Below are 22,382 nucleotides of genomic sequence, written 5' to 3'. Positions count from 1 at the left end.
TCTACTCGCCGCTGTGTCCGTCGCGTCGGCGTCCCCGGCCGGCGCCTTCGGCCGTCCGACCCTGCCCTGCACGATCCAGTCGCTGCCGGTGCCAGCCGATTTGGTGCGCACCGAGGCGTACGCGGTGGACCGCAGCGGCCGGTACGTCGCCGGTGGGGGTCTGCGGGCGACAGCGGAGGGCACCGAGTCGGTCGTGCTGGTCTGGGACCGGGGCCGGTTGAGCGCGGTCACGTCCCCGTTCGGTGAGGGTGTCGTGGACGTGAACTCCCGCGGCCTGGTCGTCGGCAACGGGCAGGAGGAGGGCCGGAGCCAGCCGTGGACGTACCGGAACGGGGTCTTCACCCGGCTGCCGACGTTGCCGGGCGGGGTCTTCGTTACCGCGGTGAACGCGCGGGGCGACGTGGTGGGTTACGGCTATGACAGCGCCACGGAGGCGACGTTCGCGGTGCGGTGGCCGGTGGCGCGGCCGGGGACGATCGAGCGGCTGGACGCGCCGGCGGGAGCGATGGCGGCGGGGATCACCGGCAACGGCAGCATCGTCGGTACGGCGGGCGGCCCGGTCGACTGGACGGGTTGGGTGCGGCGTCCCGGGGGCGGCTACGGCGCGTTGAGTGTGCCGCAGGCCCGTTCGGTGCAGGTGGACGCGGCCGAGGGGCGGTGGGCGGTCGGCCGGGTGGACCTGGTCGACGGTGACCAGTTCGCGGTGCGGTGGGACCTGCGTACGGGCACGTACACGGCGCTGGCCCGGCAGGTTCTGCTGCTCGACGACGTCAACGCGCGGGGGGTGGCGGTCGGCGCGGGTTGGGTGGTGCGGGGCACTGCGGCCCGGGAGTTGCCGCGGGACGGGGCGCGCGGGGTGGGTGCGCGGGCGATCGCCGACGACGGCACGGTGGTGGGTTTCCGCAACGACGGGCGGGTCACCGCGGTGCGATGGACGGGCTGCTGAGCGAGTGTGCTGGGCGGCCCCCGGGCCGGTGGGCCTGGGGGCCGCCCGTCGTTGCGGCGGTGGGTGGGGTCAGGACCAGGTCACCTGCGGGGACGGGTAGTAGTTGACCTGTTGCAGGCGCCAGCGGGGGGCCTGTTCGCCGAGTCGGGCGCGGAAGGACTCCCAGTCGTGGCTCGCGGCGGTCGACCAGCCGAGTTCGGCGATGGCGGGTAGCCGCGGGAAGGCCATGTACTCGATGTCGTCGATGCTGCGCAGGGTCTCCGACCACAGTGGCGCTTCGACGCCGAGGAGGGCGTCCTCACCGACGCCGGTGACGCGTTGGGCGGGGTCCCAGTCGTAGGCGTCGCGTACCTCGATGTAGGCGGCCCAGGAGAGGCCGAGCGGGGTGTTGCGGTCGTACTTCATGTCGAGGTAGGCCTTGTTGGCGGGTGACATGACGACCTTGTTGCCGCGGGCGACGGCCTCGGCGAGGTCGGCGTTGGTGGTGCCGGTGCCCCAGTACTGGGCGATGACGTCGCTGGCCGGGTCGACCTGCATGACCTCGTTCCAGCCGTAGGCGCGTTTGCCGTACTTGTTGACGAGGGGCAGTACGCGCCGCATGAAGGTGGCGTACTCCTCGTCGGTGGTGGCGTGGGCCTCGTCGCCGCCGACGTGCAGGTACGGGCCGGGGGTGATCTCGGCGAGTTCGCGGATGACGTCTTCGACGAAGCGGTAGGTGAGTTCGTCGTCGATGCAGAGTGAGCTGTAGCCGACGGCGATGTCGGTGCGGGGTGGCGGTGCGACGCCGTCGCAGTTCAGTTCGGCGTAGGTGGACTGGGCGGCGTTGGTGTGCCCGGGCATGTCGATCTCGGGGACGATGGTGATCTGCCGGGCGGCGGCGTAGGCGGTGACGGCTTTGTAGTCGTCCTTGGTGAGGTAGCCGGGGCCGACGCCGTCGACGCCGGTGCCAGGGCCGCCGCCGACCGTGGTGAGTCTCGGCCAGGAGTCGATCTGGATGCGCCAGCCCTGGTCGTCGCTGAGGTGCAGGTGCAGGTAGTTGATTTTGTACTGGCTGAGCAGGTCGATGTAGGTCTTGATCTCGGGGACGGTGTGGAAGTGCCGGGCGAGGTCGAGCATGGCGCCGCGGTAGGCGAAGCGGGGGTAGTCGATGATGCGTCCGCCGGGTACGGCCCAGGTGGTGCGTTGCCGCTGGGCGGCCTCGATCTGGGCGGGGAGCAGTTGGCGCAGGGTCTGGGTGCCGGCGAAGAGGCCGGCGGGGGTGTTGGCGCGGATGGTCACCCGGTGGCGGGTGACGTCGAGTTGGTAGCCCTCCTGGCCGACGCGGCTGCCGGCACCGCCGATGAGCAGGGCGATTTCGGGCAGCGGGGTGGCGGGGACAGGCAGGACGGGCAGCGGGTAGCCGGTGGCGGGGCGCAGGGTGTCGGCGAGTTGTCTGCCGATCTGACGGGCGGCGGCCGAGTGGGGTGTGGTGCGGATGACGGTCAGCGGGCTGAGGGTGAAGGTGCCTCGGGGGTCGGGGCGGGTTTCGACGGGTGCGGGGATCACGTCGTCGAGTTGGCGGCTGGGTGTCGCGGTGGGTGCGGCGGCTGCGGGGGTTGCGGGCAGGGCCAGTGGTAGGGCGAGGGCGGTTGCGGCGAGGAGCCGGGTGAGGGTGTGGCGGTGGCGCACGGACACCTCCTGGTGCTCGTCGTGATCGGTGGTCATCGATCGGATTCGCACGCTACCGGGGTCCGCCGTGGACTGTAAACCTTCCTTATCGTGTGTTGCTCCCCCGCTGTTCCGGCGGGCTCGGTGGTGTCGCGGGGGTGGCGTCGTGGGGACGGCGGGCCAGTACCAGGCTGGTGCGTAGCCGCAGGACGATGCGACCGCCGAAGCCGTCCACGAGGGAGCGCACGGCGGTGAGCGCTCGCTCCTGCTGGTCGACGGGGTGCTGGCGGAACGGACCGAAGGTTCGCACCAGGTCCAGGTAGCGGTCGGTGGAGAGGGCCAGGTCCCGGTCGACGGTGTCGGATCGTACGTCGGTGAAGAGGCCGCTGGCGGTGATGTCGAGGTGGAACCAGCCGGCGGGCCGGTCCTTGACGTCGGGGTCGATGGCGTGCAGGGCGGCGTCGATGGCGCGGGACTGGACGGGGTCGGCGTAGCCGTACTTGTGGGCGAAGACGGCGAGCGTGCCGCCGGGGGTGAGCGCGTCGTGCGCTCGCCGGTTGCGGGTGGCGGGGTCGAGCCAGTGCCAGGCGAGGGCGGCGGCGATCAGCGGCACGCCGCCGTCGGGTGCTCTCCACTGTTCGAACGTCTCGGCGCGGACGGTCACCTCGGGCCGGTTCGCGGTGAGCAGGGCGGCCATTCGCGGGTCGGGTTCGAGGCAGGTGACCGGCGCGCCGAGGCGGAGCAGGACGCGGGTGCCCTTGCCGGTGCCGGCGCCGACCTCGACGATGCGCCGCGGGACGCCGCCGTGGTAGTCGCGGATCACCTCGGCGATGCCGTCGGGGTATTCCGGGCGTACGTCGTCGTAGGTGTCGGCGACCTGACCGAAGAGCATGCTCACGCTCGTCATCGTGGCACGGCTCGGGGCCGGGTGGACGGACGTGGAGTGAGGGTCGCCGGGGTGGCGGTGTCCGGTGTGTCGACCGTTCGGCTCACCGCAGCGACCGCCCGGCGATGATCGGTTTCCCGTGGACGGTGGTCGGGGGGATGAAGGGAAGCGATCTCATCTTCTTCCGAAGGGACGCTGCGGCATGCTCTCCGCACTCGATCGTCGGCACACCGTCGCGCCGCCGGGTTACAGCCGCTGGCTGATACCACCGGCGGCGCTGGCGATCCATCTCTGTATCGGGCAGGTCTACGCGACAAGCGTGTACAAGAACTCCCTCATCGCGCACTTCGACACCAGTCAGACCGCGATCGGGGTCATCTTCAGCATCGCGATCGTGATGCTGGGTCTGTCCGCCGCGGTGGCGGGCACGTGGGTGGAGGCGAACGGCCCCCGCAAGGCGATGTTCGTCTCGGCGTGCTTCTGGGCGGCCGGCTTCCTGGTCGGTTCGCTGGGGATCGCGACACGGCAGTTGTGGCTGCTGTACCTGGGGTACGGGCTGCTGGGCGGCATCGGTCTGGGCATCGGCTACATCTCCCCGGTCTCCACGCTGATCAAGTGGTTCCCGGACCGGCCGGGTCTGGCGACCGGTCTGGCGATCATGGGTTTCGGTGGCGGGGCGATGGTGGCCTCTCCCCTGTCCCGGCAGCTGCTGTCGTTCTACGACAGCGGTTACGACCCGTCGAACGCGGGGTCGACGGCGTCCGGGGCCGCGCTGGTGTGGCTCTTCGTCACGCTCGGCGTCGGCTACTTCCTGATCATGATGTTCGGGGTGTTCAACGTGCGGGTGCCGGCGCCGCAGTGGCGTCCGGCCGGGTTCGACCCGGCGAAGGTGGCGGCGAAGCCGCTGGTGACCACGGCGAACGTCTCCGCGGCGAACGCGGTGAAGACCAGGTCGTTCTGGCTGCTGTGGGTGGTGTTGTTCTGCAATGTGACCGCCGGGATCGGCATCCTCGAGCAGGCTAGCCCGATGATCCAGGACTTCTTCCGCGACGGCGGCGTCTCCTCGGTGTCGGTCGCCGCGGCGGGTGGCTTCGTGGGTCTGCTGTCGCTGTTCAACATGGCGGGTCGGTTCGTCTGGTCCTCCACGTCGGACGTGATCGGCCGCCGGCCGATCTACCTGCTGTACCTGGGGGTCGGCATGGTGCTGTACACGCTGCTGGCCGTGGTGGGGCACGCGGCGACGGCGCTGTTCGTGCTGCTGGCGTGCGTGATCCTGTCGTTCTACGGCGGTGGGTTCGCCACCGTGCCGGCGTACCTGCGTGACCTGTTCGGCACGTTCCAGGTGGGCGCCATCCACGGCCGGCTGTTGACGGCGTGGTCGGCGGCGGGCGTCGCCGGCCCGTTGATCGTCAACGGGTTCCTCGACGCGCAGGGCGAGCCGGGCACGTTGACGGCGGCGGCGTACCGGCCGGCGCTGTTCACGATGGTCGGGGTGCTGGCCGTCGGGTTCGTCGCGAACCTGCTGGTCCGGCCGGTGCCGGAGCGGTTCCACGAACGAGCGGACCCGGATGCGGGCCCGGACCAGGACGCGCAGGCGGTTGCGGAGAGGAGTGGCACGCGATGAACGAGGTCGGTGGGCACGGGCAGCGGGCCCGGCTGTGGATCTCCTGGCTGGTGGTGTCGGTGCTGCTCGGGTACGGGGTCGCGCAGACGGTGATCACCGCCGCGAAGTTGTTCACGAGTTGACCGCACGGGTGGTCCGGGGCCGGGCGGTCCCGGGCCACCCGTGGTGGCGGGCGAGGTCAGAGGCCGCCGGAGACCCGGATCACCGTGCCGGTGGTGTACGAGGCGTCGGGGCCGAGCAGCCAGGCGATGGCGGCGGCCACCTCGTCGGGTTCCCCCGCACGGCCCAGCGGGATCCGACCGGCGGCACGTTCGGCGCGGTCGGGCACCCCGGAGATGGTGTGGATGTCGGTGCGGATGATGCCGGGGGCGACGGCGTTGACCCGGATCCGGCGGGGGGCGAGCTCCTTGGCCAACCCGACGGTGAAGGTGTCGGTGGCGGCTTTGACCGCCGCGTAGTGGATGTACTCGTTCGGGCTGCCGAGGGTGGCCGCCGCGGAGGAGACGTTGACGACGGCGCCTCCGGGGCCCATCCGGCGGGCCGCCTGCTGGGCGCAGAGCACGTACCCGATGAGGTTGACGTCGACGACGCGCCGCAGGTCGGCGGGGTCGAGGTCGACGAAGGGGCCGATCGGGCTGGTCACACCGGCGTTGTTCACCAGCCCGCTGAGCTCACCGAGGGCGGCCGCGGCGTCGAAGAGCGCGGTGACCTGGTCGGCGTCGGTGGTGTCGGCGGGCACGGCGACGCCCCGCCGGCCGGCGGCCTCGATGTCGGCGAGGACGGCGGCCGCCGCGTCGTGGTCACGCCGGTAGGCGAAGGCGATGTCGTGACCGGCGAGGGCGAGGCGACGGGCGGTGGCGGCGCCGATACCGCGGCTGCCGCCGGTGATGACAGTGACCGGGTTCAACGTTCCTCCCCTGCCGGCAGTGGTGTCTGCGACGCTACCGTGGCCGGCGCGGGACGGTACGGAGGGGATGATCACATGGAACGGGCGCTGGTGCTGGGCGGCGGCGGGGTGACCGGGGTGGCCTGGGAGTGGGGGCTGCTGGCCGGGCTGGCGCAGCACGGGGTGCCGCTGTCGGAGGCGGATCTCGTGGTGGGCACGTCGGCGGGGTCGGTGGTCGGCGCGCAGCTGCGCTCGGGCCGGCCGGTGCAGGAGTCGTACGCGGCGCAGCTCGCCGCGGCGCGGGGTGAGGTGGCGGCGCGGTTCGGGCCGGCGGCGGTGCTGCGGCTGGCGTGGGCCGGCGCGCGTACCCGCGACGCGGTGCGGGCGCGGGCGCGGATCGGGGCGATGGCGCTGGCCGCGCGGGTCCCGTCGGAGGCGTCCCGGCGTGCGGTGATCGAGTCTCGGCTGCCGGTGCGGGAGTGGCCGTCGCGGCGGCTGCTGGTGACGGCGGTGGACGCCGGCTCGGGTGCGTTCGTGGTCTTCGACGCCGACTCCGGGGTGTCGCTGGTGGACGCGGTGGGTGCCAGCTGCGCGGTGCCCGGGGTGTGGCCCGCGGTGACGATCGGCGACCGGCGCTATGTCGACGGTGGGATGCGGTCACCGGTGAACGCGGACCTGGCGGTGGGGGCGCGGCGGGTGGTGGTGCTGGCGCCGACGACGGCGGCGTTCGGTCCGATGCCGCGCCTGGCGGCGCAGGTGGCGGCGCTGCGGGCGCAGGGCGCGCGGGTGGCCGTGGTGTCGCCGGACGCGGCGGCGCGGGCCGCGATCGGACGTAACGTGCTGGATCCGGCGCGCCGGGCCGGGGCGGCGCGGGCCGGCCGGGCTCAGGCCGACGCGGTGGCCGGTGAGGTGGCGGCCGTCTGGCGGGACTGACCCGCCCGCGACCGGACGGGCTCGGGCGAGCGCGGCGCGCCTCGGCGCGACGTGCGGTGACGCCACCGACGGCGGGTCTCGGCGGGGACGGCGGGCCCGCGAAGCGGGCGGATCATCATGGTCCACAGTGGAGGCGACCCGGGCGGGTGGGTCCCCTCTGTTCGCGCTGTCAGAGCGGGCTGGTATCAAGGCAGGAATCAAACAGGTGTACGGGAGAGGTTGCTGATGGGTGCCGCTGACCAGGGGTTGTCCGAAGACGACGTACGCGCCTTCCGGGAGGCGTTGGCGGCGGGCCGTAAGCCGAAGGTGGTGTTCACCGCCGCGGCGGGGCAGATCGCCGGGCAGGTCGGTCAGGTGGTGGAGCTGACCGATCCGGCCGAGTCGGACGAGTTCGTCGTCGTCCGGTTCGGCCGCGACGAGCTGCCCTTCTCCCCCGCCGACGTGGCGGTGGCGCCGCGCGGCGCGGGGCGCAAGACGGTCGAGCCGCAGCCGGAACCGCAGCCGGAACCGGAGCCGGCCGCCGCGCCGGCGGAGCCGGAGTTCGTGTTGGACCGGGTGCCGGCGCCGCGACCGGCGCCACGTGAGGAGTCGAGGGTGGAGACGGTCGAGGCGGCCAAGCCGGCACGGCGGGCGACGAAGGTGGCGAAGCCGAAGGGGCCGGCCGGGTTGACGGTGACGCTCGCCTACGCCGACGGCGAGTGGACGGTGGCGGCGCAGCAGGGCAGCAAGGCGCTGGCCAAGCCGTACGTGGTGAAGCCGGCGGAGGCGTTGCGGATGGTGGCGCTGGTCGACGTGCCGGGGGTGCACGAGGCGGTCGAGCAGATCCTCGCGGCCGAGCGCGCCGAGGCGGAGCAGCAGGCGGAGAAGCTGCGCGCCGAGCTGGCGGAGATCGAGGCCCGGTTGGCGGACCTGCGCGAGGCGAACTGAGCGACGTGGTCGGCGCGGCCGCGGGTGCCCGGGGAGTGTCCTCCCGGGTACACCCGCAGCTGCGCGCGACGGTCAGGCCCAGAAGCGGGTGACCTCGGCGGCGTAGTCCCGGCCGACCGCCCGTCCGGCCCGCGCGGCGGGGCGCCGGGTGGCCGGGGAGAGCAGGTTCGTGCCGAACGCCGTGAGCGACGGCTCGTCGGCGTACAAGACCAGTACCTGCGCCGGGTTCAGCCGCTCGATCTCGGCGGTGAGGCTGCCCCGAAGTTGCGGTGCGTCGGGCAGCGTCGGGGTGAGCACCAGCACCCGGTCGCAGCCGGCCGCGAGGTCGGCGTTGCTGCCGGAACGGACACTGCCGTCGACGTACCGGCGTCCGTTGATCGTGGCGGGTGGCCACACTCCCGGCACGGCACAGCTCGCGGTGACCGCGTCGACCAGGTCCACGCCGGACTCACGGGTGAAGAGCGACACGTCGCCGGTCTCGGCGTCGACGGCCGGTACCAGCACCGGTCGGTCGGGCCAGACGTGCGACGGCAGTTGGCCCGCGATGGCCGCCCGGCGCACCGGTTCGTCGATGGTCGGCGTGGCCAGGGCCAGCGCGCCGATCCGCCGGCGGGCCTCCGGCGCCGAGTTGGCCCCGGCCGTCGCCGACGCGAACCGCGCGAGCAGCTCCGTGAGGTCGACGTCCACCGCGACCTCGCTGGACGTCTCGCTGTGCTGACGGTCGTAGAGCGCCGCGAGATCGACGCCGCTGGTGATCTGTGCCGCGACGGTGGACCCGGCGGAGGTGCCCACGATGACGTCTGCGGCCAGCAGGTCCGGATCCAGCCTGGGCGCCTCGTCCCGAACGCCGAGCAGTACGCCGAGCTCCCAGGCGATGGCCGCGACTCCGCCACCGGCAAGCACGAGTGCCCGTCGCATCGCCGTCGTCCCCTCTCCTGGGTCGACACCGGATCAGCGGACAGGGCGGCGGTCTCCAGCGCCGGGGCGGCCGTGACCCGCCGGGCGCCTGCGTCTGTCAGAGGAGATCTTCGAGGGTGATCGGCAGCTCGCGTACCCGGCGACCGGTGGCGTGGTACACGGCGTTGGCGATCGCCGCGGCGGCACCGACGATGCCGATCTCCCCCACGCCCTTGACGCCGAGGGGGTTGACCACCGTGTCGGTCACCTCGACGGTGTCCACGACGACGTCGGGCGCGTCGGCGTTGACCGGCACCAGATAGTCGTTGAAGCTGGGGTTGGCCCAGCGGCCGAGACGCGGATCCATGTGCGTCGCCTCAAGCAACGCCTGGCTGAGCCCCCAGAGCATCCCGCCCATCAGCTGGCTGTGCGCGGTCTTGCGGTTGAGGACCCGGCCAGGAGCGAAGACCCCGACCATGCGGCGCACCCGGACAAGACCGAGGTCGGCGTCCACGGAGACCTCGGCGAACTGCGCACCGAAAGTGTGCATGCCGTATCCGGGGTCCGGCGGCGGCGGCATCCAGACGCCGATCGCCTCCGTATCGGGCGTGAACGTGCGGCCCAGTATCTCGGCGTAGCTCTCGCCGACGTCGGGGCGGTCGCGCAGCCGCATCCGGCCGTCCTCGACCGTGACCGCGTCAGGATGCGCCCCGTGCAACGGGGACTTCTCGTCGCCGACCGCCTGGGCGATGAGCTGGTCGCGCAGCGTCGTGGCGGCGAGGTGGACCGCGGCACTGACGGCACCGGCGCCGGCCGACCCCACCGCGGCAGCGATGTTGGGCATCTCGCTGCTGCCGCCCACGAACCGAACCCGGTCCACCGGCAGCCCGAGGCCGTCGGCGCCGACCTGCGTCATCGCGGTGATCACGCCGGTGCCGAACTCGGAGACACCCGCCTCGATCAACGCACTGCCGTCGCTGTAGAGCCGGGCCCGGGCGCGTTGCGGGCTGGGCGGCGCCACGTGGGGGTACGCGGCGGCGGCCATTCCGGTGCCGATCAGCAGGTGGCCGTCGCGCCGGGTACCCGGGGCGTGGTCTCGTCGTGACCAGCCGAACAGTTCTGCGCCGCGCTGGTAGCACTCCCGCAGCCCGTTGCTCGACCAGGGGTGGCCGGTGGACGGGTCGACGTCGGCGAGGTTGCGCAGGCGCAGCTCGAGCGGGTCGATCCCGAGCTGCTGGGCGAGTTCGTCCATCGCGCTCTCCAGCGCGAACATTCCGGTCGCCTCGCCGGGGCCGCGCACGAAGGTCGGTGTGATGGTGTTGCCTCGGGCCAGCCGGTAGATGCCCTCGTAGTTCGGGATCGGATAGAGGATCGCGGGCGATTCCAGCGACGTCTCGGCCCAGTCGTCGAAGGGCGAGGTGATGGCCAGTTTGTGGTGACGCAACGCGAGCAGCCGCCCGTCCGACCGGGCACCGAGGGTGATCCGCTGCTCCTGCTCCTCCCGGTGGCCGCAGGAATGGAACATCTGCTCCCGGTTGAGCGCGAGCCGTACCGGCCGGCCGATCTGACGGGCGGCCATCGCCGCCAGCGTGGCGTGCGGCCAGACCATCGCCTTGGATCCGAAACTGCCGCCGACGAACTCGCTGATCACCTTGATCTCGGTCGGGGACAGGCCCAGCAGCGTGGCGACGGTGAGCTGGGTGGCGGTCGGCCCCTGGGTCGAGTCGTAGAGTGTCACCCGCCCGACGTCGTCCCACACGGCGGTCGTGGCCGACGCCTCTATCGGGTTCTGGTGGTTGGCGGCGAAGCGGTAGGTCTGGTCGATCTGGACATCCGCCTCGCGGAGCCCCGCCGCGACGTCGCCGCGGGTGTTCCGGCCGGGGACCAGCCCGCCGAAGATTTTTTCCGGCTCGTACGCCTGCTCCCGCACCTGGTCGAGCACGGTGCTGGCCGGCGTCTCCGCGTAGTCGATGCGGAGCAGGCTGGCCGCGTGCTCGGCGCGTTCGACCGTGTTTGCGAGGACGATGGCGACCGGCTGCCCCGCGTAGTGGACCGCGTCGTCCTGCATCGGGAAGAAGCTCTCTCCCGGCGCCGCCAGCCCGAACAGCGACGGCAACAGCCTCGGCTGCGTCGCGACCTTGGGCAGGTCGAGGTGCGTCAGCACGGCGATCACGCCGGCGGCCCCGACAGCCGCGTCGGTGTCGATCCGGGTGACCCGTCCGTTGGCGATCCGGGCCCCGACCAGCACAGCGTGCGCGAGTCCGGGCAGTGAGATCTCCGCGGTGTAGCGCGCCGAACCGCTGACCTTGGCCCGACCGTCGACCCGGTTGAGCGTGGCACCGATCGCCGGACTCATCCCGCCCTCCCTCTCCCGCGCCGACCTGGCCGCCGATGTGGCCGGGCCGCTGCAAACCCGTCCTCGGTGACGGTCTCCAGCGCCCGAACGATCGTTCGGCGGGCCAGCTTGATCTTGAATGCGTTCGTCCCGTGCGAGACGGCGGGCTGCAACTGCTCGCGGGCGGGCAGTCGCAAACGCCTCTCTGCTCACCGGCTGGTTGTGCCCAGATCATCCCTGTCAACTCCGTGACACCCAGCGTAGGTGAGAACGGGTATATATCGGGTGATAACGTCGCGGCTGCCGTGCGGCAAGCGACGGATCAGCCGCCGAACGGCTGGAGGGCGGCAGGAGGGTCGGGATTCGCCGGCCGCAGACCCGCGCGGGCGGAGGGCGGGCGGGTCAGAGCGCGGCGGTGAGGCGGTCGATCACGTCGGCCGCGGGGCCGGTGGTGGCGCTGCGGTAGCCGGTGCCGGCCCACAGGTGCACCCGGTCCGGCTGTCCCGCGGCGGCGGCCGCCGCGCGCAGGCCCCGGGTGAGGTGGTGCAGTTCGGGGTAGCCGAGCGGCGCGGCCGCCTCGTACCGGTCGATGAACGTGTTGCGCAGCCCTCGGGCGGGCCGGCCGGTGAAGGCGCGGGTGACGACGGTGCTGGTGCGGGCCGGGTCGGCGAGGGCGTCGCGGTGGGTCCGGTTCGCGCCGCTCTCGTCGGTGCGCAGCAGCAGGGTCCCCACGACCACGGCGCTGGCGCCCGCTTCGATCAGGTCGCGGACGTCGTCCGGGCCGGCCACCCCGCCGGCCGCGAGGACCGGCAGACCGGTGGCGGCGACCACGTCGGCGACCAGCGGCCGGGTGGAGGTCGACGCGGCCGGCCGGCGGGGGTCGTGGACGCCGCTGTGCCCGCCGGCCTCGGTGCCCTGCGCGATGAGCCCGTCGACGTCGAGGTCGCGGGCGGCGCGCGCCTCGGCCACGGAGGTGACGGTGACCAGCGTCCGGGTGCCGGCGCGACGCAGCGCGGCCAGCGCAGCCGGGTCGGGCAGCCCGAACGTGAAGCTGACCACCGGCACCGGCTGCCGCACCAGTAGGTCGATCTTGTCGGACCAGTGGTCGTCGTCGTGGATGAGCGGCGCGTCGGCGAGGTCGAGGCCGTACGGCTCACCTTCGGCGGCGATGCGCCGGGCGTACTCGCGGAAGGCGGTCTCGTCGATCTCGGGTGGCCCGGGCACGAAGAGGTTCACCCCGCACGGTGTGTCGGTGGCCGCCAGGTCGGCGGCGAGCGCCTCGGTGGTCTTGTAGCCGGCCGGGAGGAAACCGAAGCCGCCGGCCGCGGTGACGGCCCGGATCAGGGCGGGGGTGCTGGCTCCGCCGGCCATCGGCGCGCCGACGATCGGCGACGCGCTTTCGAGCAGGCGGGTCCAGGGCTCACCGGTCACCGGCTCACCTTAGTGCGGTGTCCAGGAACGTTCACCGGGCCGCGCCGGGCCCAGACGACGACCGGCCGCGTTGGAGCCTGACCTGGATACAACACCGGTATCCAGGTCAGGCTCCGCCTTGCCGGACCGCCGCCTGGACCTCGCCGCGACACCGCCAACGTTCCTGGACACCGCACTGGCTGCAGGAACCGCCGGCCCGCCCCGGGGAACGGGCGGGCCGGCGGTGGTCAGTGCTGCGGGATGTGCGCCACGCCGATGCGCTTGCGGAACACCCAGTACGTCCAGCCCTGGTAGGCCATCACGATCGGGGTGAAGACCACCGCGATCCAGCTCATGATCTTCAGGGTGTAGGGGGTGGAGGCGGCGTTGGTGGCGGTCAGCGTGCCGGCCGCGTCCAGGGTGGAGGGCAGCACGTTCGGGAAGAGCGCCGCGAAGAGGGTCGCCACGGCCAGGCCGATCGCCGCCGCGGTGCCGGCGAACGCCCAGCCCTCCCGCCGTGCCCGGGCGGCGGCGAGCCCGCCGAGCAGCGCGAGCGCCGCGGCGGCGGCGAGCGCGACGGCGGTGGTGCTGGAGCGGATGTTCAGCGTCCAGGCCAGGAACGCCACCGCCAGCACGGCCGCGCCGACGCCCACCCGCACGGCGAGCTTCCCGGCGCGTTCGCGGATGTCGCCGACGGTCTTCAGCGCGACGAAGACCGCCCCGTGGGTGAGGAAGAGCGCGGCGGTGGTCACGCCGCCGAGCAGGGCGTACGGGTTGAGCAGGTCGAGCAGACCGCCGACGTACTCGTGGTCGGCCGAGAGCGGTACGCCGCGCAGGATGTTGGCGAACGCCACCCCCCACAGCAGCGCCGGCACCAGTGAGCCGAAGAAGATCGCCGCGTCCCAGCGGCGCTTCCAGGACGGCTCGGGGCGCTTGTGCCGGTACTCGAAGGCGACGCCGCGGGCGATCAGGGCGAGCAGGATCAGCAGCAGCGGCAGGTAGAAGCCGGAGAACATGGTGGCGTACCACTCGGGGAAGGCGGCGAACATGGCGCCGCCGGCGGTGATCAGCCAGACCTCGTTGCCGTCCCAGACCGGGCCGATGGTGTTGATCAGCACGCGGCGTTCCCGGTCGTCGCGGCCGAGGACGGGCAGCAGCATGCCGACGCCGAAGTCGAAGCCCTCCAGGATGAAGTAGCCGGTGAAGAGCACGGCGATGAGCAGGAACCAGATGGTGGTGAGTTCCATGGTGCGCTCCCCGGGTCAGTAGGCGAACGCGAGCGGGCGCTCGGCGTCGTCGTGGCTGTCGTCGTTCTCGGGTTGCTCGGTGAGGTCGGGGACGCCGGCCTTGGCGTAGCGCACGAGTAGTCGGAACTCGACCACGGCGAGGGTGGCGTAGATCAGGGTGAACGCGGTGAACGAGGTGAGCACCTCGGTCAGTGACACGCTTCGGGACACCCCGTCGCGGGTGAGCATCTCGCCGAAGACGATCCACGGCTGGCGGCCCATCTCCGTGAAGATCCAGCCGAAGGCGTTCGCGGCCAGTGGCAGCAGCGGCATGAGCAGTCCGGCGCGCAGCAGCCACTTGCTGCGCGGGGCGCGGCCCTTGCGGTGGGTCCAGAGCACCAGCAGGGCGATCGCGGCCGCCGTCATCCCGAAGGCGATCATGAAGCGGAAGCTCCAGTAGGTGACCGGGATGATGGGCGCGTAGTTGCCGGGGCCGTACTGGCTGGCGTACTGGGCCTGCAGGTCGTCGATGCCGTGCACGGTGCCGTTGAGGTCGCCGGTGCCGAGGTAGGAGAGCAGGTACGGGATCTTGATGGCGAAGAGTTCGCGGCTGCCGTCGAGGCTGCCGACGGTGAGTACGGAGAACGAGGCGGGGCTCTCGGTGCTGTAGAGGCCCTCGGCGGCGGCCATCTTCATCGGCTGCACCTCGGTCATGATCTTGCCTTGGGTGTCGCCGGTGATGAGCACGCCGGCGGCGGCGATCAGGGTGACCCAGGAGCCGAACTTGGCGGCGAAGCGGTAGGTGGGGGTGTCGGTCGTGTCCCGGTTGCGGATGAGGTGCCACAGGGCCACGGCGACGATGAGTGAGCCGGCCACCAGGAACGCGCCGGCGATGGTGTGTGGGTAGGTGACCAGCGCGACCTTGTTGGTGAGCATCGCGACGAAGTCGGTTAGCTCGGCACGGCCGGTGTCGGGGTTGATCCGGTAGCCGACCGGGTTCTGCATGAACGAGTTCGCGGCGAGGATGAAGTACGCGGACAGGTTGCTGCCGATCGCCGCGGCCCAGATGGCGCCCAGGTGCAGGCGCTTGGGCAGCCGGTCCCAGCCGAAGATCCACAGCCCGAGGAAGGTGGACTCGAGGAAGAAGGCGACCAGCGCCTCGATGGCGAGGGGGGCGCCGAAGACGTCGCCGACGAAGCGGGAGTAGTCGCTCCAGTTCATGCCGAACTGGAACTCCTGCACGATGCCGGTGACCACACCCATCGCGAAGTTGATCAGGAAGAGCTTGCCGTAGAACTTGGTGAGCTTGAGGTACCGCTCCTTGCCGGTACGGACCCACATGGTCTGGAGGATGGCGACCAGCACGGACAGGCCGATCGTCAACGGTACGAAGAGGAAGTGGTAGACGGTGGTGACACCGAACTGCCAGCGGGCGACGTCCAACGCGTCCACCGGGAACCTCCAGCTGTCGGTACTACGGGACGTAGTAAATACTACTTCCCGTCGTAGATGATTCGGCGGCGACCCGGCCCCCGATTCGCCGCGCGACCGATGACCCTGGTCACCCTCGCCGGGCCGCAGGAGGCCATTGTCGATCAAGGCGGGCTCGCCGTCGCCCGGCGGGTGACGTGGCGACCTCCACCCCACCGACACCCCGGCGCGTGGGAGCATTCACCGCTGATGGACACCGCCCGCACCACCTGGCAGCCCCCCGCGCTCTGGCGCGCCGCCCAGCTGCTCGCCCGGGGCGTCGTCGCCCCCCTGGCCCGCCTCGAGGTCAGCGGGACGGTGCCCGAGGCGCTGCGGCGGGGGCCGCTGATCCTGGCCGCGAACCACCTCAGCCCCTTCGACCCGATCGTGCTCACCGCCGCCTGCCGGGCCCGCGGGGTCGCCCCCCGGATCATGGCCACCGGCGGACTCTTCCGCGCGCCGGTGATCGGCGCCCTGATGCGCCGCGCCGGACACCTCCGTGTCGACCGCGGCACCGCCGCCGTCGGCCGGGCGCTCGATGCCGCCGCCGCGGCGGTCGCCGCCGGCTCGGTGATCCTGGTCTACCCGGAGGGGCGCATCGGCCTGGATCCGGGTCTCTGGCCCGAGCGCGGCAAGACCGGGGCCGCCCGCCTCGCCTTCGCCTGCGGCGCCCCTGTCGTTCCGGTGGCCCAGTGGGGTTCGCACGAGGTGCTGCCCTACCGGGCGCCGAGAGGGTTGCTGAAAGGCGTGGCTCGGGCCCTGCTGCGCCGCCCGGTGATCCGGGTGCACTTCGGTGAGCCCGTCGACCTCGCCGGGCTGAGCCCGGGGACACCCGGTGCGGCCCGGCGCGCCACCGACCGGATCATCGACGCCATCACCGACGCGCTGGTCCCGCTGCGCCCGGACGAGCCCGACCGGCCCCGGCACGTCGACCCCGGTAGACCCGTCGACACCAGCCGCGCGCACCGCCGCAGGCGGCAAGGGTGAGACTGCCGCGCCGTCTCACCCTTGTCGTCCTGGCGCTGCTCGTCCTCGGCGGGGCCGGGTACGCCGGGCTACGTACCGCGTACCACCGGGCCAAGGACGAGCGTGACCTGATCGACTTGACCCGGCAGTCGCCATGGCCGCGGGAGCAGCTGCTGATCCCCGACGCGGTGGCCCGTCCCGGCAAGCGCAACGTCGCCTGGCTGCACCGTGGCGGCTTGGAGATCGCCTACGATCTCGACGTCGGCCACGGCCGTACCGTGCCGGTGGTGTGGGGGCTGCACGTCCCGCAACCCGGCACCGGGCTGCCCGAGGGAGTCGACTGCGGCTCGCCACTGTTGCGCACCTGCACCGACCTGGGTGGCGGCGAGACGCTGATCGTGACCCGCCGGACCGACAACAGCGACCCCTCCACCGGGCTCTACCGCACCGATGCGAACCGATCGCGGGCGGTCGAGGTGCAGGGGCCCGACCCGGTCGAGGTCGACGTGCTCCGCGCTGCGCTGGACCGGGTGCACCGGCCCACCGACGCCGAACTGCTGGAGCTGCTACGCCACGACGGTTACCAGACCGACTGGAGCTGATGCCGTCGAATCGCCGCAGCGCCCGCTTCGACGGTCAGCGGGCGGCGAGCCGGGCGTCGAGCGCGGCCAGGTCGGGCACGAACCAGACCTGGCCGTGCCGGTTGGACTCGGCCACCAGGGCGCGCAGCGCGCCGCTGGCCGCGAGGTGGGCGGGGATGTCGCCGACGACCGCGAGCCGCAGCCGGTAGTTGACGAACTTCTGCATGATCTCCCCGGCGAAGCGGGTGCCGAGGGAGAAGAAACTCGGGTCGAGTCGGGCCGCCGGCACGGCCACCAACTCCGCGCCGCCGAAGCCCGCGGTGCCGATCAGGTCGAGGGCCGCCTCGGTGGTGGCCAGGACCGGGCCGTCGGGGTCGCAGACCAGGACGGCCACGCCGTTTCGCTCCTGCAGTACGTCAGGCATCGGTGGCCTCCCCCGCGGAGAGGAAGTTGTCGCCGTGCAGCACGGCGTCGACCAGGCGCAGCAGGTCGGCGGTGCCGGCGGCATCGCCCAGAATCACGATCTTCAACCGGTGGCGCTCCTCGTCGTGAACGGTCTGCACCCGCAGCGGGCGGGCCGGGTCGTGGTGGGTGTTGACGCCGGCCAGCACGAAGGTGCCCAGCCGGTCGGCCGCCGCCCGGTCGACACCGTCGACCTGCACGATGCTGGACACCTCCAGCGTCGGCGCGCCGGCCGGCGACCCCGGTGCGGGCCGGCCGGTCAACGCGTCGAGGTCGGCGCGGGAGATCCGGTACTGCTTGCCGATCCGCGTCGCACGCAGACGGCCGGTGCGGATGTAGCCGCGCACGGTGCGTACGTGCAGGCCGAGCAGCTCAGCAACCTGCTCGACCGAGTACATGTCATCACTCATCGTTCCCGATAGTAGCCACGATAGGGAGCGATAGGGAAGTTCGTTGAAGGGATGCCGTCCGGTCACCCGAACGCCACCCGCGCCCGGCATACTGCCGATCGTGCACCTGCGTCATCCCTACCTCGACGCGCCCGCTCCCCTGGCGTTCGCGCACCGCGGCGGCGCGGCCGACGGGACCGAGAACACCGTCGAGGCGTTCGCCCGCGCCATCGGGCTCGGCTACCGGTACGTGGAGACGGATGTGCACGCCACCGCCGACGGTGTGCCGGTGATCTTCCACGACCCGACGCTGCGCCGGGTGACCGGCGAGCCGGGCCGCATCGCCGACCTGCGCTGGGCCGACCTCGCCTCGGTACGCGTCGGTGGCGCCGCGGTGGTACCCCGCCTCGACGAGGTCCTCGCCGGCTGGCCGGAGGTCCGGTTCAACGTCGACGTCAAGGCCGACGGCGGGGTCGTGCCGACCGTCGACACGGTCACCCGCACCGGGGCCGGCGACCGGGTGCTGCTCGCCTCGTTCAGCGACGCCCGGCTGACCCGGCTGCGCGCCCTGGCCGGGCCGAAGGTCGCCAGCAGCCTCGGCATGCGCGGAGTCGCCCGGCTGCGGATGGCCTCGCTGCACGGGCGGCCGCTGCGGCTGCCCCCGGCAGTGGTCGCGGCGCAGGTCCCCGTCCGGTACGGCCGCATCCCGGTGGTCGATCGGCGATTCCTCGCCTACTGCCACCGGATCGGGTTGCAGGTGCACGTCTGGACGATCGACGAACCCGCCGAGATGCACGACTTACTTGATCTTGGTGTGGATGGCATCATGACCGATCACGTCGGCGTGCTGCGCGACGTATACCGCAGCCGCGGCCACTGGGCCGCCTGACCCGGCGAGAGGACCCGATGGCCGACACCGTGACCCCCACGGCGCGCGACATCCCGCCCCCGGCGAGCACCCGCCGCGAACGCACCGGCTGGTACGCCTACGACTGGGCCAACTCGGCCTTCCAGACCACGGTCATCACGGTCTTCCTCGGTCCGTTCCTCACCACCGTCACCGAGCTGGCCGCCGGCTGCGAGCTCGGCGCGGACAGCTGCGACGGCTACGTGCATCCGCTCGGTATCCGGGTCGCCGCCGGCTCGTACTACCCGTACCTCATCTCGCTGTCGGTCTTCCTCACCGTCTTCGTGCTGCCGGTGATGGGCGCCATCGCCGACCGGTCGATGCACAAGAAGCGGCTGCTCGCCGGCGCGGCCTTCACCGGCGCCGGCGCGACCATCGCGATGGGCTTCGTCACCGGCGACCGGTACCTGCTCGGCGGGGCGCTCTTCCTGATCGCCAACATCAGCTTCGGTGCCGCGATCGTGGTCTACAACTCCTTCCTGCCGCAGCTCGGCGGCCCCGACGAGCGCGACGGCATCTCCAGCCGCGGCTGGGCGCTGGGCTACCTCGGCGGCGGCCTGCTGCTGGCGCTCAACCTGGTCGCGGTCACGATGTTCAGCCAGGACGACAATCCGCAACGCACCCTGGACCTGGCCCGCTGGTCGATCGTCTCCGCCGGCGTGTGGTGGGCCGTGTTCACCCTGGTGCCGCTGCGCTGGCTGCGTGAACACCCCACCGCGGCGGCCATCGCGGCCCGGGGCGGCAATGTGCTCACCGACGGGTTCCGGCAGCTCGGCCGCACCCTTCGGGAGATCAAGGCGTACCCGCTGACCCTCTTCTTCCTGCTCGCCTTCCTGGTCTACAACGACGGCATCCAGACCGTCATCACCCTCGCCAGCCAGTACGGCACCGAGGAGCTGCGGCTGGAGCAGGACACCCTGATCGTCACCATCCTGCTGGTGCAGTTCCTCGCCTTCGGCGGGGCGCTGTCGCTCGGCGCGCTCGCGCGGCGCGTCGGCGCGTGGAAGACGGTGCTGCTCAGCCTGGTGCTCTGGACGGCGGTGATCATCGCCGCGTTCCGGCTGCCCGCCGAGGCGCCGCTGCCGTTCATGATCCTCGGCGCCGCGATCGGCCTGGTCCTCGGCGGCAGCCAGGCCCTGAGCCGATCACTGTTCAGCCAGCTCATCCCCACCGGCAAGGAGGGCGAGTACTACGGCTTCTACGAGATCAGCGACAAGGGCACCAGCTGGCTCGGGCCGCTCGCGTTCGGCCTGGTCTTCCAGCTGACGTCCTCGTACCGGGTGGGGCTGGTCTCACTGCTGATCTTCTTCGTGGTCGGGTTCCTGCTGCTGCTGTCCGTGCCGATCCGCCGGGCCATCGTGGCCGCCGGGAACACGCCGCCCCGGGTCCTGTAGCACGCCCGCCCGCGCGGTTCATGATCGTCCGGCCGGATGCAGGCCGGTCGATGGGTTAGGCTGCCCGACCGTGACTGACGACGCCGCTGCCGCACCCACCTGCCTGGCCCGCCCCTTCACCGGCCCGGACGACGCCCCCGCCGGGTGCGCGGTGGCGCGCGGCATGAACGGTCGCCCGCTGCACGCCGCGGCGCTCAAGTTCTTCTGGGGACCCATGGACTGCGGCAAGTCCACGATGGCGCTGCAGATGAACTACAACCACGCCCGGCAGGGGCGCCGGGGCCTCGTCACCACCCGCATCGACAGGTCCATGGGTGCGCAGGTCACCACCCGCATCGGCCTGGCACACTCCGCCATCGAGGTCACCGACGACCTCGACCTGCGGGCCCTGGTACGCGGCCGCTGGGACGAAGGCGTCCGCGTCGACTACCTCATCTGCGACGAGGCCAGCTTCTACACCGTCGAGCACGTCGAGCAGATGGCCGAACTGGTCGACAGCTACGACGTCGACGTGTACGCGTTCGGGCTGGCCACCGACTTCCGCTCCCACCTCTTCCCCGCCGCCCAGCGGCTCTTCGAACTCGCCGACGAGGTGGCGCGCATCCAGGTCGAGGTGCTCTGCTGGTGCGGACGGGAAGGGCTGCTCAACGCGCGGGTGGTCGACGGCCGGGTGGCCCGCGAGGGCGCGCAGGTCGTCATCGGCGACACCGTGGAGACCGCCGAGGTGCGCTACCAGGTGCTGTGCCGGCGGCACTACCGCAGCGGGGACCTCGGCCCCCGGCCCTGACCGGCCCTCCGGTCCGCCCCCCGGTCGGCGATGATCACCGCGACCGTGCTCAGCAGCGCCACCACCTCACCGACCGCGACCGGCAGCCGCAGGGCCACCGTCACCGGCGCCGCCGCCAGCAGCACCAGCACCGCCCCGAGCCGGCCGGCCCACCCGCGTCGCAACAGCACCAGCTGGTACGCGGCGTGCCCGGCGAGGAACAACGCCGGCCCCCCGAACACGACCAGCGCCGTACCGGCGTCCAGCAGCCCACCGGGGTCGCGCAGCAGCCGCTCGTCGCCGACCGCGCTGACGATGATGCCGGCCACCATCACCGGATGCAGGTAGTTGAAGGCGACGCGGCTGAGCCGACCGGCCCGCTCACCCGCGTGGGTCAGCACCGCCGTCACCGCCTGCGCCGTCCGGTCGAAGTACACCCACCACAGGGCCACCGAGCCGGCGAAGGCCAGCAGGAACGCGCCGATCGCCGCCCGACCGGTGTTCCCGGCCAGGATTCCCCCGGTGACCAGGATCGACTCGCCCAGCGCGATCAGGATGAACGCCTGGCACCGCTCGGCCAGGTGCCCGCCCTCCACGTCCCACTGCTCCGGGCGGGTGCGGCTGCGCCTGGGCAGGGGGAACCCGGTCGCGAGGACGAGCACGTCGATGACGATGACCGCCGTCCAGATGATCTCGCGGTTCGGCGAGCCGACCAGCCCGCCCGCCACGACCAGCAAGGAGGTGCCGGTTCTCCACGGCAGTGACCGCCGCAGCCCGGGCTCCAACCCGGGATGGCCGTGCGCCGCCCACAGCGCGAATCCGGTCCGCCCCACCTGAACGGCGGCGTAGGCCGCAGCGAAGAGCAGACCGCTGCCGGCGAACGCGGCCGGGATCGCCGCGGACAGCAGGAGGCTGCCCAACATCACCGCGAGCAGCATGGCCCGTACCGGGCTGCGGTCCGGGCGCAGCGAGTTGGTCGTCCAGGCGGTGTAGATCCAGATCAGCCAGATCAGGCCCAGCAGTATGACGGTCCGTAACGCCCCCAGCGGATCCGGATGCAGGATCAGGAACTGGGCCAGCTGCGTGACCGTGAAGATGTAGACCAGGTCGAAGAAGAGCTCCGTCGACGTGGTCGGCTCGACGCCGCGGTGCTCACGGATCAGGTCGGGACGTACGGGTCCTCGCGGCACGGTGTCAGAGCGGGTCACCGCAGACCCGCCAGCCACCGTCCTCCTGCACCACCGGCAGCTCACGCTGCTCACTCAGACCGCTCGCGCGGGTCAACTCGATGACCACCTTGCCGAGCGGGCGGCCACCCTCGGTGGTCACCGACACGTCCACGATCTCGTAGTCCCGGACCTCCGGCGGGGTGCGCACCCAGCTCTCGAAGCCGCCCTCGCTCCACTTCTTGCGGGCGTCGGCGCAGAGCCGGCCGTAGGCGCGGCCGGTGTCACCGAGGACGACCTCGCGCAGGAACTCGTCGGCGGTCTCCCGCACCGGACCGGCCGCCTGGGTGACCACCTGGAGGTTGCGCACCCCGAGGCCGGCCACCCCGATGCAGCACAGGACGACACCGACACCGGCGAACACCAGCCCGGCACGCATCGGACGGCTTCGCCGGGCCGGCCTGCTCCACGACTGCCCAGCGCCCACGCCCCGACGGTAGAGAACCGCAACGGGTCCGCGGGCGGCATTCGCCTCTGTCGCCGGCGCCACCGCATCGTCTACCG

At 72.3% G+C, this 22,382-nt stretch carries 22 protein-coding genes; 10 read left to right on the top strand and 12 right to left on the bottom strand.

Annotation, left to right across the window (positions count from 1 at the left end; genetic code table 11):
- The first annotated feature begins 88 nt into the window (after positions 1–88).
- Complete coding sequence (locus tag D7044_RS01000; protein WP_147434555.1) at positions 89–946, top strand: hypothetical protein; 858 nt, start codon at positions 89–91, stop codon at positions 944–946.
- Positions 947–1,015: 69 nt separating this feature from the next.
- Here D7044_RS01000 and D7044_RS00995 read toward each other — a convergent pair whose 3' ends face one another.
- Complete coding sequence (locus D7044_RS00995; RefSeq protein WP_120687655.1) at positions 1,016–2,650, bottom strand: beta-N-acetylhexosaminidase; 1,635 nt, start codon at positions 2,648–2,650, stop codon at positions 1,016–1,018.
- A 49-nt stretch (positions 2,651–2,699) separates the two neighbouring features.
- A complete protein-coding gene (locus D7044_RS00990) occupies positions 2,700–3,485 on the bottom strand; it encodes a class I SAM-dependent methyltransferase (protein WP_233564855.1) in 786 nt (261 codons plus the stop codon).
- Positions 3,486–3,681: 196 nt separating this feature from the next.
- On the opposite strand from D7044_RS00990, the gene D7044_RS00985 reads away from it, so the two are divergent.
- Together D7044_RS00985 and D7044_RS33210 are read left to right on the top strand one after the other, a co-directional pair.
- Positions 3,682–5,103, top strand: coding sequence for an OFA family MFS transporter (locus D7044_RS00985; protein WP_120676555.1), 1,422 nt, complete (start codon positions 3,682–3,684; stop codon positions 5,101–5,103).
- Complete coding sequence (locus D7044_RS33210; RefSeq protein ID WP_267900760.1) at positions 5,100–5,225, top strand: MFS transporter small subunit; 126 nt, start codon at positions 5,100–5,102, stop codon at positions 5,223–5,225. Before D7044_RS00985 ends, D7044_RS33210 begins: the two co-directional genes overlap by 4 nt.
- A gap of 56 nt (positions 5,226–5,281) precedes the next feature.
- On the opposite strand, the gene D7044_RS00980 is transcribed toward D7044_RS33210, so the two are convergent.
- Positions 5,282–6,010 carry an SDR family oxidoreductase gene (locus D7044_RS00980; protein ID WP_120687653.1) on the bottom strand — a complete coding sequence of 243 codons (729 nt, stop codon included), beginning with the start codon at positions 6,008–6,010 and terminating at the stop codon, positions 5,282–5,284.
- Positions 6,011–6,085: 75 nt separating this feature from the next.
- Here D7044_RS00980 and D7044_RS33205 point away from each other — a divergent pair, with 75 nt between their 5' ends.
- Both D7044_RS33205 and D7044_RS00970 read left to right on the top strand, forming a co-directional pair.
- Entirely contained in the window at positions 6,086–6,922 is an 837-nt protein-coding gene (locus D7044_RS33205; RefSeq protein ID WP_120687652.1) for a patatin-like phospholipase family protein, read from the top strand.
- Between the two features lie 225 nt (positions 6,923–7,147).
- A complete protein-coding gene (locus tag D7044_RS00970) occupies positions 7,148–7,849 on the top strand; it encodes a hypothetical protein (protein ID WP_120687651.1) in 702 nt (233 codons plus the stop codon).
- A 72-nt stretch (positions 7,850–7,921) separates the two neighbouring features.
- On the opposite strand, the gene D7044_RS00965 is transcribed toward D7044_RS00970, so the two are convergent.
- From D7044_RS00965 to D7044_RS00945, 5 genes are all read right to left on the bottom strand, one after another.
- Positions 7,922–8,767 carry a patatin-like phospholipase family protein gene (locus D7044_RS00965; protein WP_120676562.1) on the bottom strand — a complete coding sequence of 282 codons (846 nt, stop codon included), beginning with the start codon at positions 8,765–8,767 and terminating at the stop codon, positions 7,922–7,924.
- Positions 8,768–8,864: 97 nt separating this feature from the next.
- Entirely contained in the window at positions 8,865–11,102 is a 2,238-nt protein-coding gene (locus D7044_RS00960; protein WP_120676564.1) for a xanthine dehydrogenase family protein molybdopterin-binding subunit, read from the bottom strand.
- Between the two features lie 381 nt (positions 11,103–11,483).
- Entirely contained in the window at positions 11,484–12,512 is a 1,029-nt protein-coding gene (locus D7044_RS00955) for an NAD(P)H-dependent flavin oxidoreductase (protein WP_233564825.1), read from the bottom strand.
- Positions 12,513–12,739: 227 nt separating this feature from the next.
- Positions 12,740–13,738 (bottom strand): cytochrome d ubiquinol oxidase subunit II, encoded by a 999-nt coding sequence (gene cydB, locus D7044_RS00950; protein ID WP_120676566.1) that lies wholly within the window; start codon positions 13,736–13,738, stop codon positions 12,740–12,742.
- A 15-nt stretch (positions 13,739–13,753) separates the two neighbouring features.
- Entirely contained in the window at positions 13,754–15,169 is a 1,416-nt protein-coding gene (locus D7044_RS00945) for a cytochrome ubiquinol oxidase subunit I (protein WP_120676569.1), read from the bottom strand.
- A gap of 228 nt (positions 15,170–15,397) precedes the next feature.
- Between D7044_RS00945 and D7044_RS00940 the strand changes: the two genes are divergently transcribed.
- Both D7044_RS00940 and D7044_RS00935 read left to right on the top strand, forming a co-directional pair.
- Positions 15,398–16,174 carry a lysophospholipid acyltransferase family protein gene (locus D7044_RS00940; protein WP_120676571.1) on the top strand — a complete coding sequence of 259 codons (777 nt, stop codon included), beginning with the start codon at positions 15,398–15,400 and terminating at the stop codon, positions 16,172–16,174.
- On the top strand, positions 16,171–16,755 hold the full coding sequence (locus tag D7044_RS00935) for a hypothetical protein (protein ID WP_120676573.1): 585 nt from the start codon (positions 16,171–16,173) through the stop codon (positions 16,753–16,755). Before D7044_RS00940 ends, D7044_RS00935 begins: the two co-directional genes overlap by 4 nt.
- Positions 16,756–16,789: 34 nt before the next feature.
- Here D7044_RS00935 and D7044_RS00930 read toward each other — a convergent pair whose 3' ends face one another.
- Both D7044_RS00930 and D7044_RS00925 read right to left on the bottom strand, forming a co-directional pair.
- Positions 16,790–17,158: a DUF4180 domain-containing protein gene (locus tag D7044_RS00930; RefSeq protein ID WP_120687650.1), complete on the bottom strand. Its 369-nt coding sequence runs from the start codon at positions 17,156–17,158 to the stop codon at positions 16,790–16,792.
- Complete coding sequence (locus tag D7044_RS00925; RefSeq protein WP_233563084.1) at positions 17,151–17,606, bottom strand: helix-turn-helix domain-containing protein; 456 nt, start codon at positions 17,604–17,606, stop codon at positions 17,151–17,153. The genes D7044_RS00930 and D7044_RS00925 overlap by 8 nt, the downstream gene beginning before the upstream one ends.
- Before the next feature lie 100 nt (positions 17,607–17,706).
- Here D7044_RS00925 and D7044_RS00920 point away from each other — a divergent pair, with 100 nt between their 5' ends.
- The 3 genes from D7044_RS00920 to D7044_RS00910 all read left to right on the top strand — a co-directional run bounded on the left by D7044_RS00920 (position 17,707) and on the right by D7044_RS00910 (position 20,673).
- A complete protein-coding gene (locus tag D7044_RS00920) occupies positions 17,707–18,474 on the top strand; it encodes a glycerophosphodiester phosphodiesterase (RefSeq protein WP_120676579.1) in 768 nt (255 codons plus the stop codon).
- A gap of 17 nt (positions 18,475–18,491) precedes the next feature.
- Entirely contained in the window at positions 18,492–19,886 is a 1,395-nt protein-coding gene (locus tag D7044_RS00915; protein ID WP_120687649.1) for an MFS transporter, read from the top strand.
- A 70-nt stretch (positions 19,887–19,956) separates the two neighbouring features.
- The gene (locus D7044_RS00910; protein ID WP_120676584.1) at positions 19,957–20,673 is read left to right on the top strand and encodes a thymidine kinase; all 717 of its coding nucleotides are present in this window, start codon (positions 19,957–19,959) and stop codon (positions 20,671–20,673) included.
- Here D7044_RS00910 and D7044_RS00905 read toward each other — a convergent pair.
- On the bottom strand, positions 20,640–21,860 hold the full coding sequence (locus D7044_RS00905) for a low temperature requirement protein A (protein ID WP_158609937.1): 1,221 nt from the start codon (positions 21,858–21,860) through the stop codon (positions 20,640–20,642). The genes D7044_RS00910 and D7044_RS00905 overlap by 34 nt on opposite strands.
- Complete coding sequence (locus D7044_RS00900; RefSeq protein ID WP_407663329.1) at positions 21,847–22,305, bottom strand: Rv0361 family membrane protein; 459 nt, start codon at positions 22,303–22,305, stop codon at positions 21,847–21,849. The genes D7044_RS00905 and D7044_RS00900 overlap by 14 nt, the downstream gene beginning before the upstream one ends.
- Between the last annotated feature and the right edge of the window lie 77 nt (positions 22,306–22,382).

This window comes from Micromonospora musae (assembly GCF_003626635.1).
Taxonomy (GTDB): Bacteria; Actinomycetota; Actinomycetes; order Mycobacteriales; family Micromonosporaceae; genus Micromonospora; species Micromonospora musae.
The sequence above is the reverse complement of the archived record's forward strand: the minus strand, read 5'-3'. Positions and strand labels throughout refer to the sequence as shown.

What these genes read in the sequence shown, in the direction of transcription:
- D7044_RS00995 (WP_120687655.1), bottom strand. Translation starts at nt 2,650, where the DNA reads ATGACCACCGATCACGACGAGCACCAGGAGGTGTCCGTGCGCCACCGC.
- D7044_RS00990 (WP_233564855.1), bottom strand. Translation starts at nt 3,485, where the DNA reads ATGCTCTTCGGTCAGGTCGCCGACACCTACGACGACGTACGCCCGGAA.
- D7044_RS00985 (WP_120676555.1), top strand. Translation starts at nt 3,682, where the DNA reads ATGCTCTCCGCACTCGATCGTCGGCACACCGTCGCGCCGCCGGGTTAC.
- D7044_RS33210 (WP_267900760.1), top strand. Translation starts at nt 5,100, where the DNA reads ATGAACGAGGTCGGTGGGCACGGGCAGCGGGCCCGGCTGTGGATCTCC.
- D7044_RS33205 (WP_120687652.1), top strand. Translation starts at nt 6,086, where the DNA reads ATGGAACGGGCGCTGGTGCTGGGCGGCGGCGGGGTGACCGGGGTGGCC.
- D7044_RS00970 (WP_120687651.1), top strand. Translation starts at nt 7,148, where the DNA reads ATGGGTGCCGCTGACCAGGGGTTGTCCGAAGACGACGTACGCGCCTTC.
- D7044_RS00965 (WP_120676562.1), bottom strand. Translation starts at nt 8,767, where the DNA reads ATGCGACGGGCACTCGTGCTTGCCGGTGGCGGAGTCGCGGCCATCGCC.
- D7044_RS00960 (WP_120676564.1), bottom strand. Translation starts at nt 11,102, where the DNA reads ATGAGTCCGGCGATCGGTGCCACGCTCAACCGGGTCGACGGTCGGGCC.
- cydB (WP_120676566.1), bottom strand. Translation starts at nt 13,738, where the DNA reads ATGGAACTCACCACCATCTGGTTCCTGCTCATCGCCGTGCTCTTCACC.
- D7044_RS00940 (WP_120676571.1), top strand. Translation starts at nt 15,398, where the DNA reads ATGGACACCGCCCGCACCACCTGGCAGCCCCCCGCGCTCTGGCGCGCC.
- D7044_RS00930 (WP_120687650.1), bottom strand. Translation starts at nt 17,158, where the DNA reads ATGCCTGACGTACTGCAGGAGCGAAACGGCGTGGCCGTCCTGGTCTGC.
- D7044_RS00925 (WP_233563084.1), bottom strand. Translation starts at nt 17,606, where the DNA reads ATGAGTGATGACATGTACTCGGTCGAGCAGGTTGCTGAGCTGCTCGGC.
- D7044_RS00915 (WP_120687649.1), top strand. Translation starts at nt 18,492, where the DNA reads ATGGCCGACACCGTGACCCCCACGGCGCGCGACATCCCGCCCCCGGCG.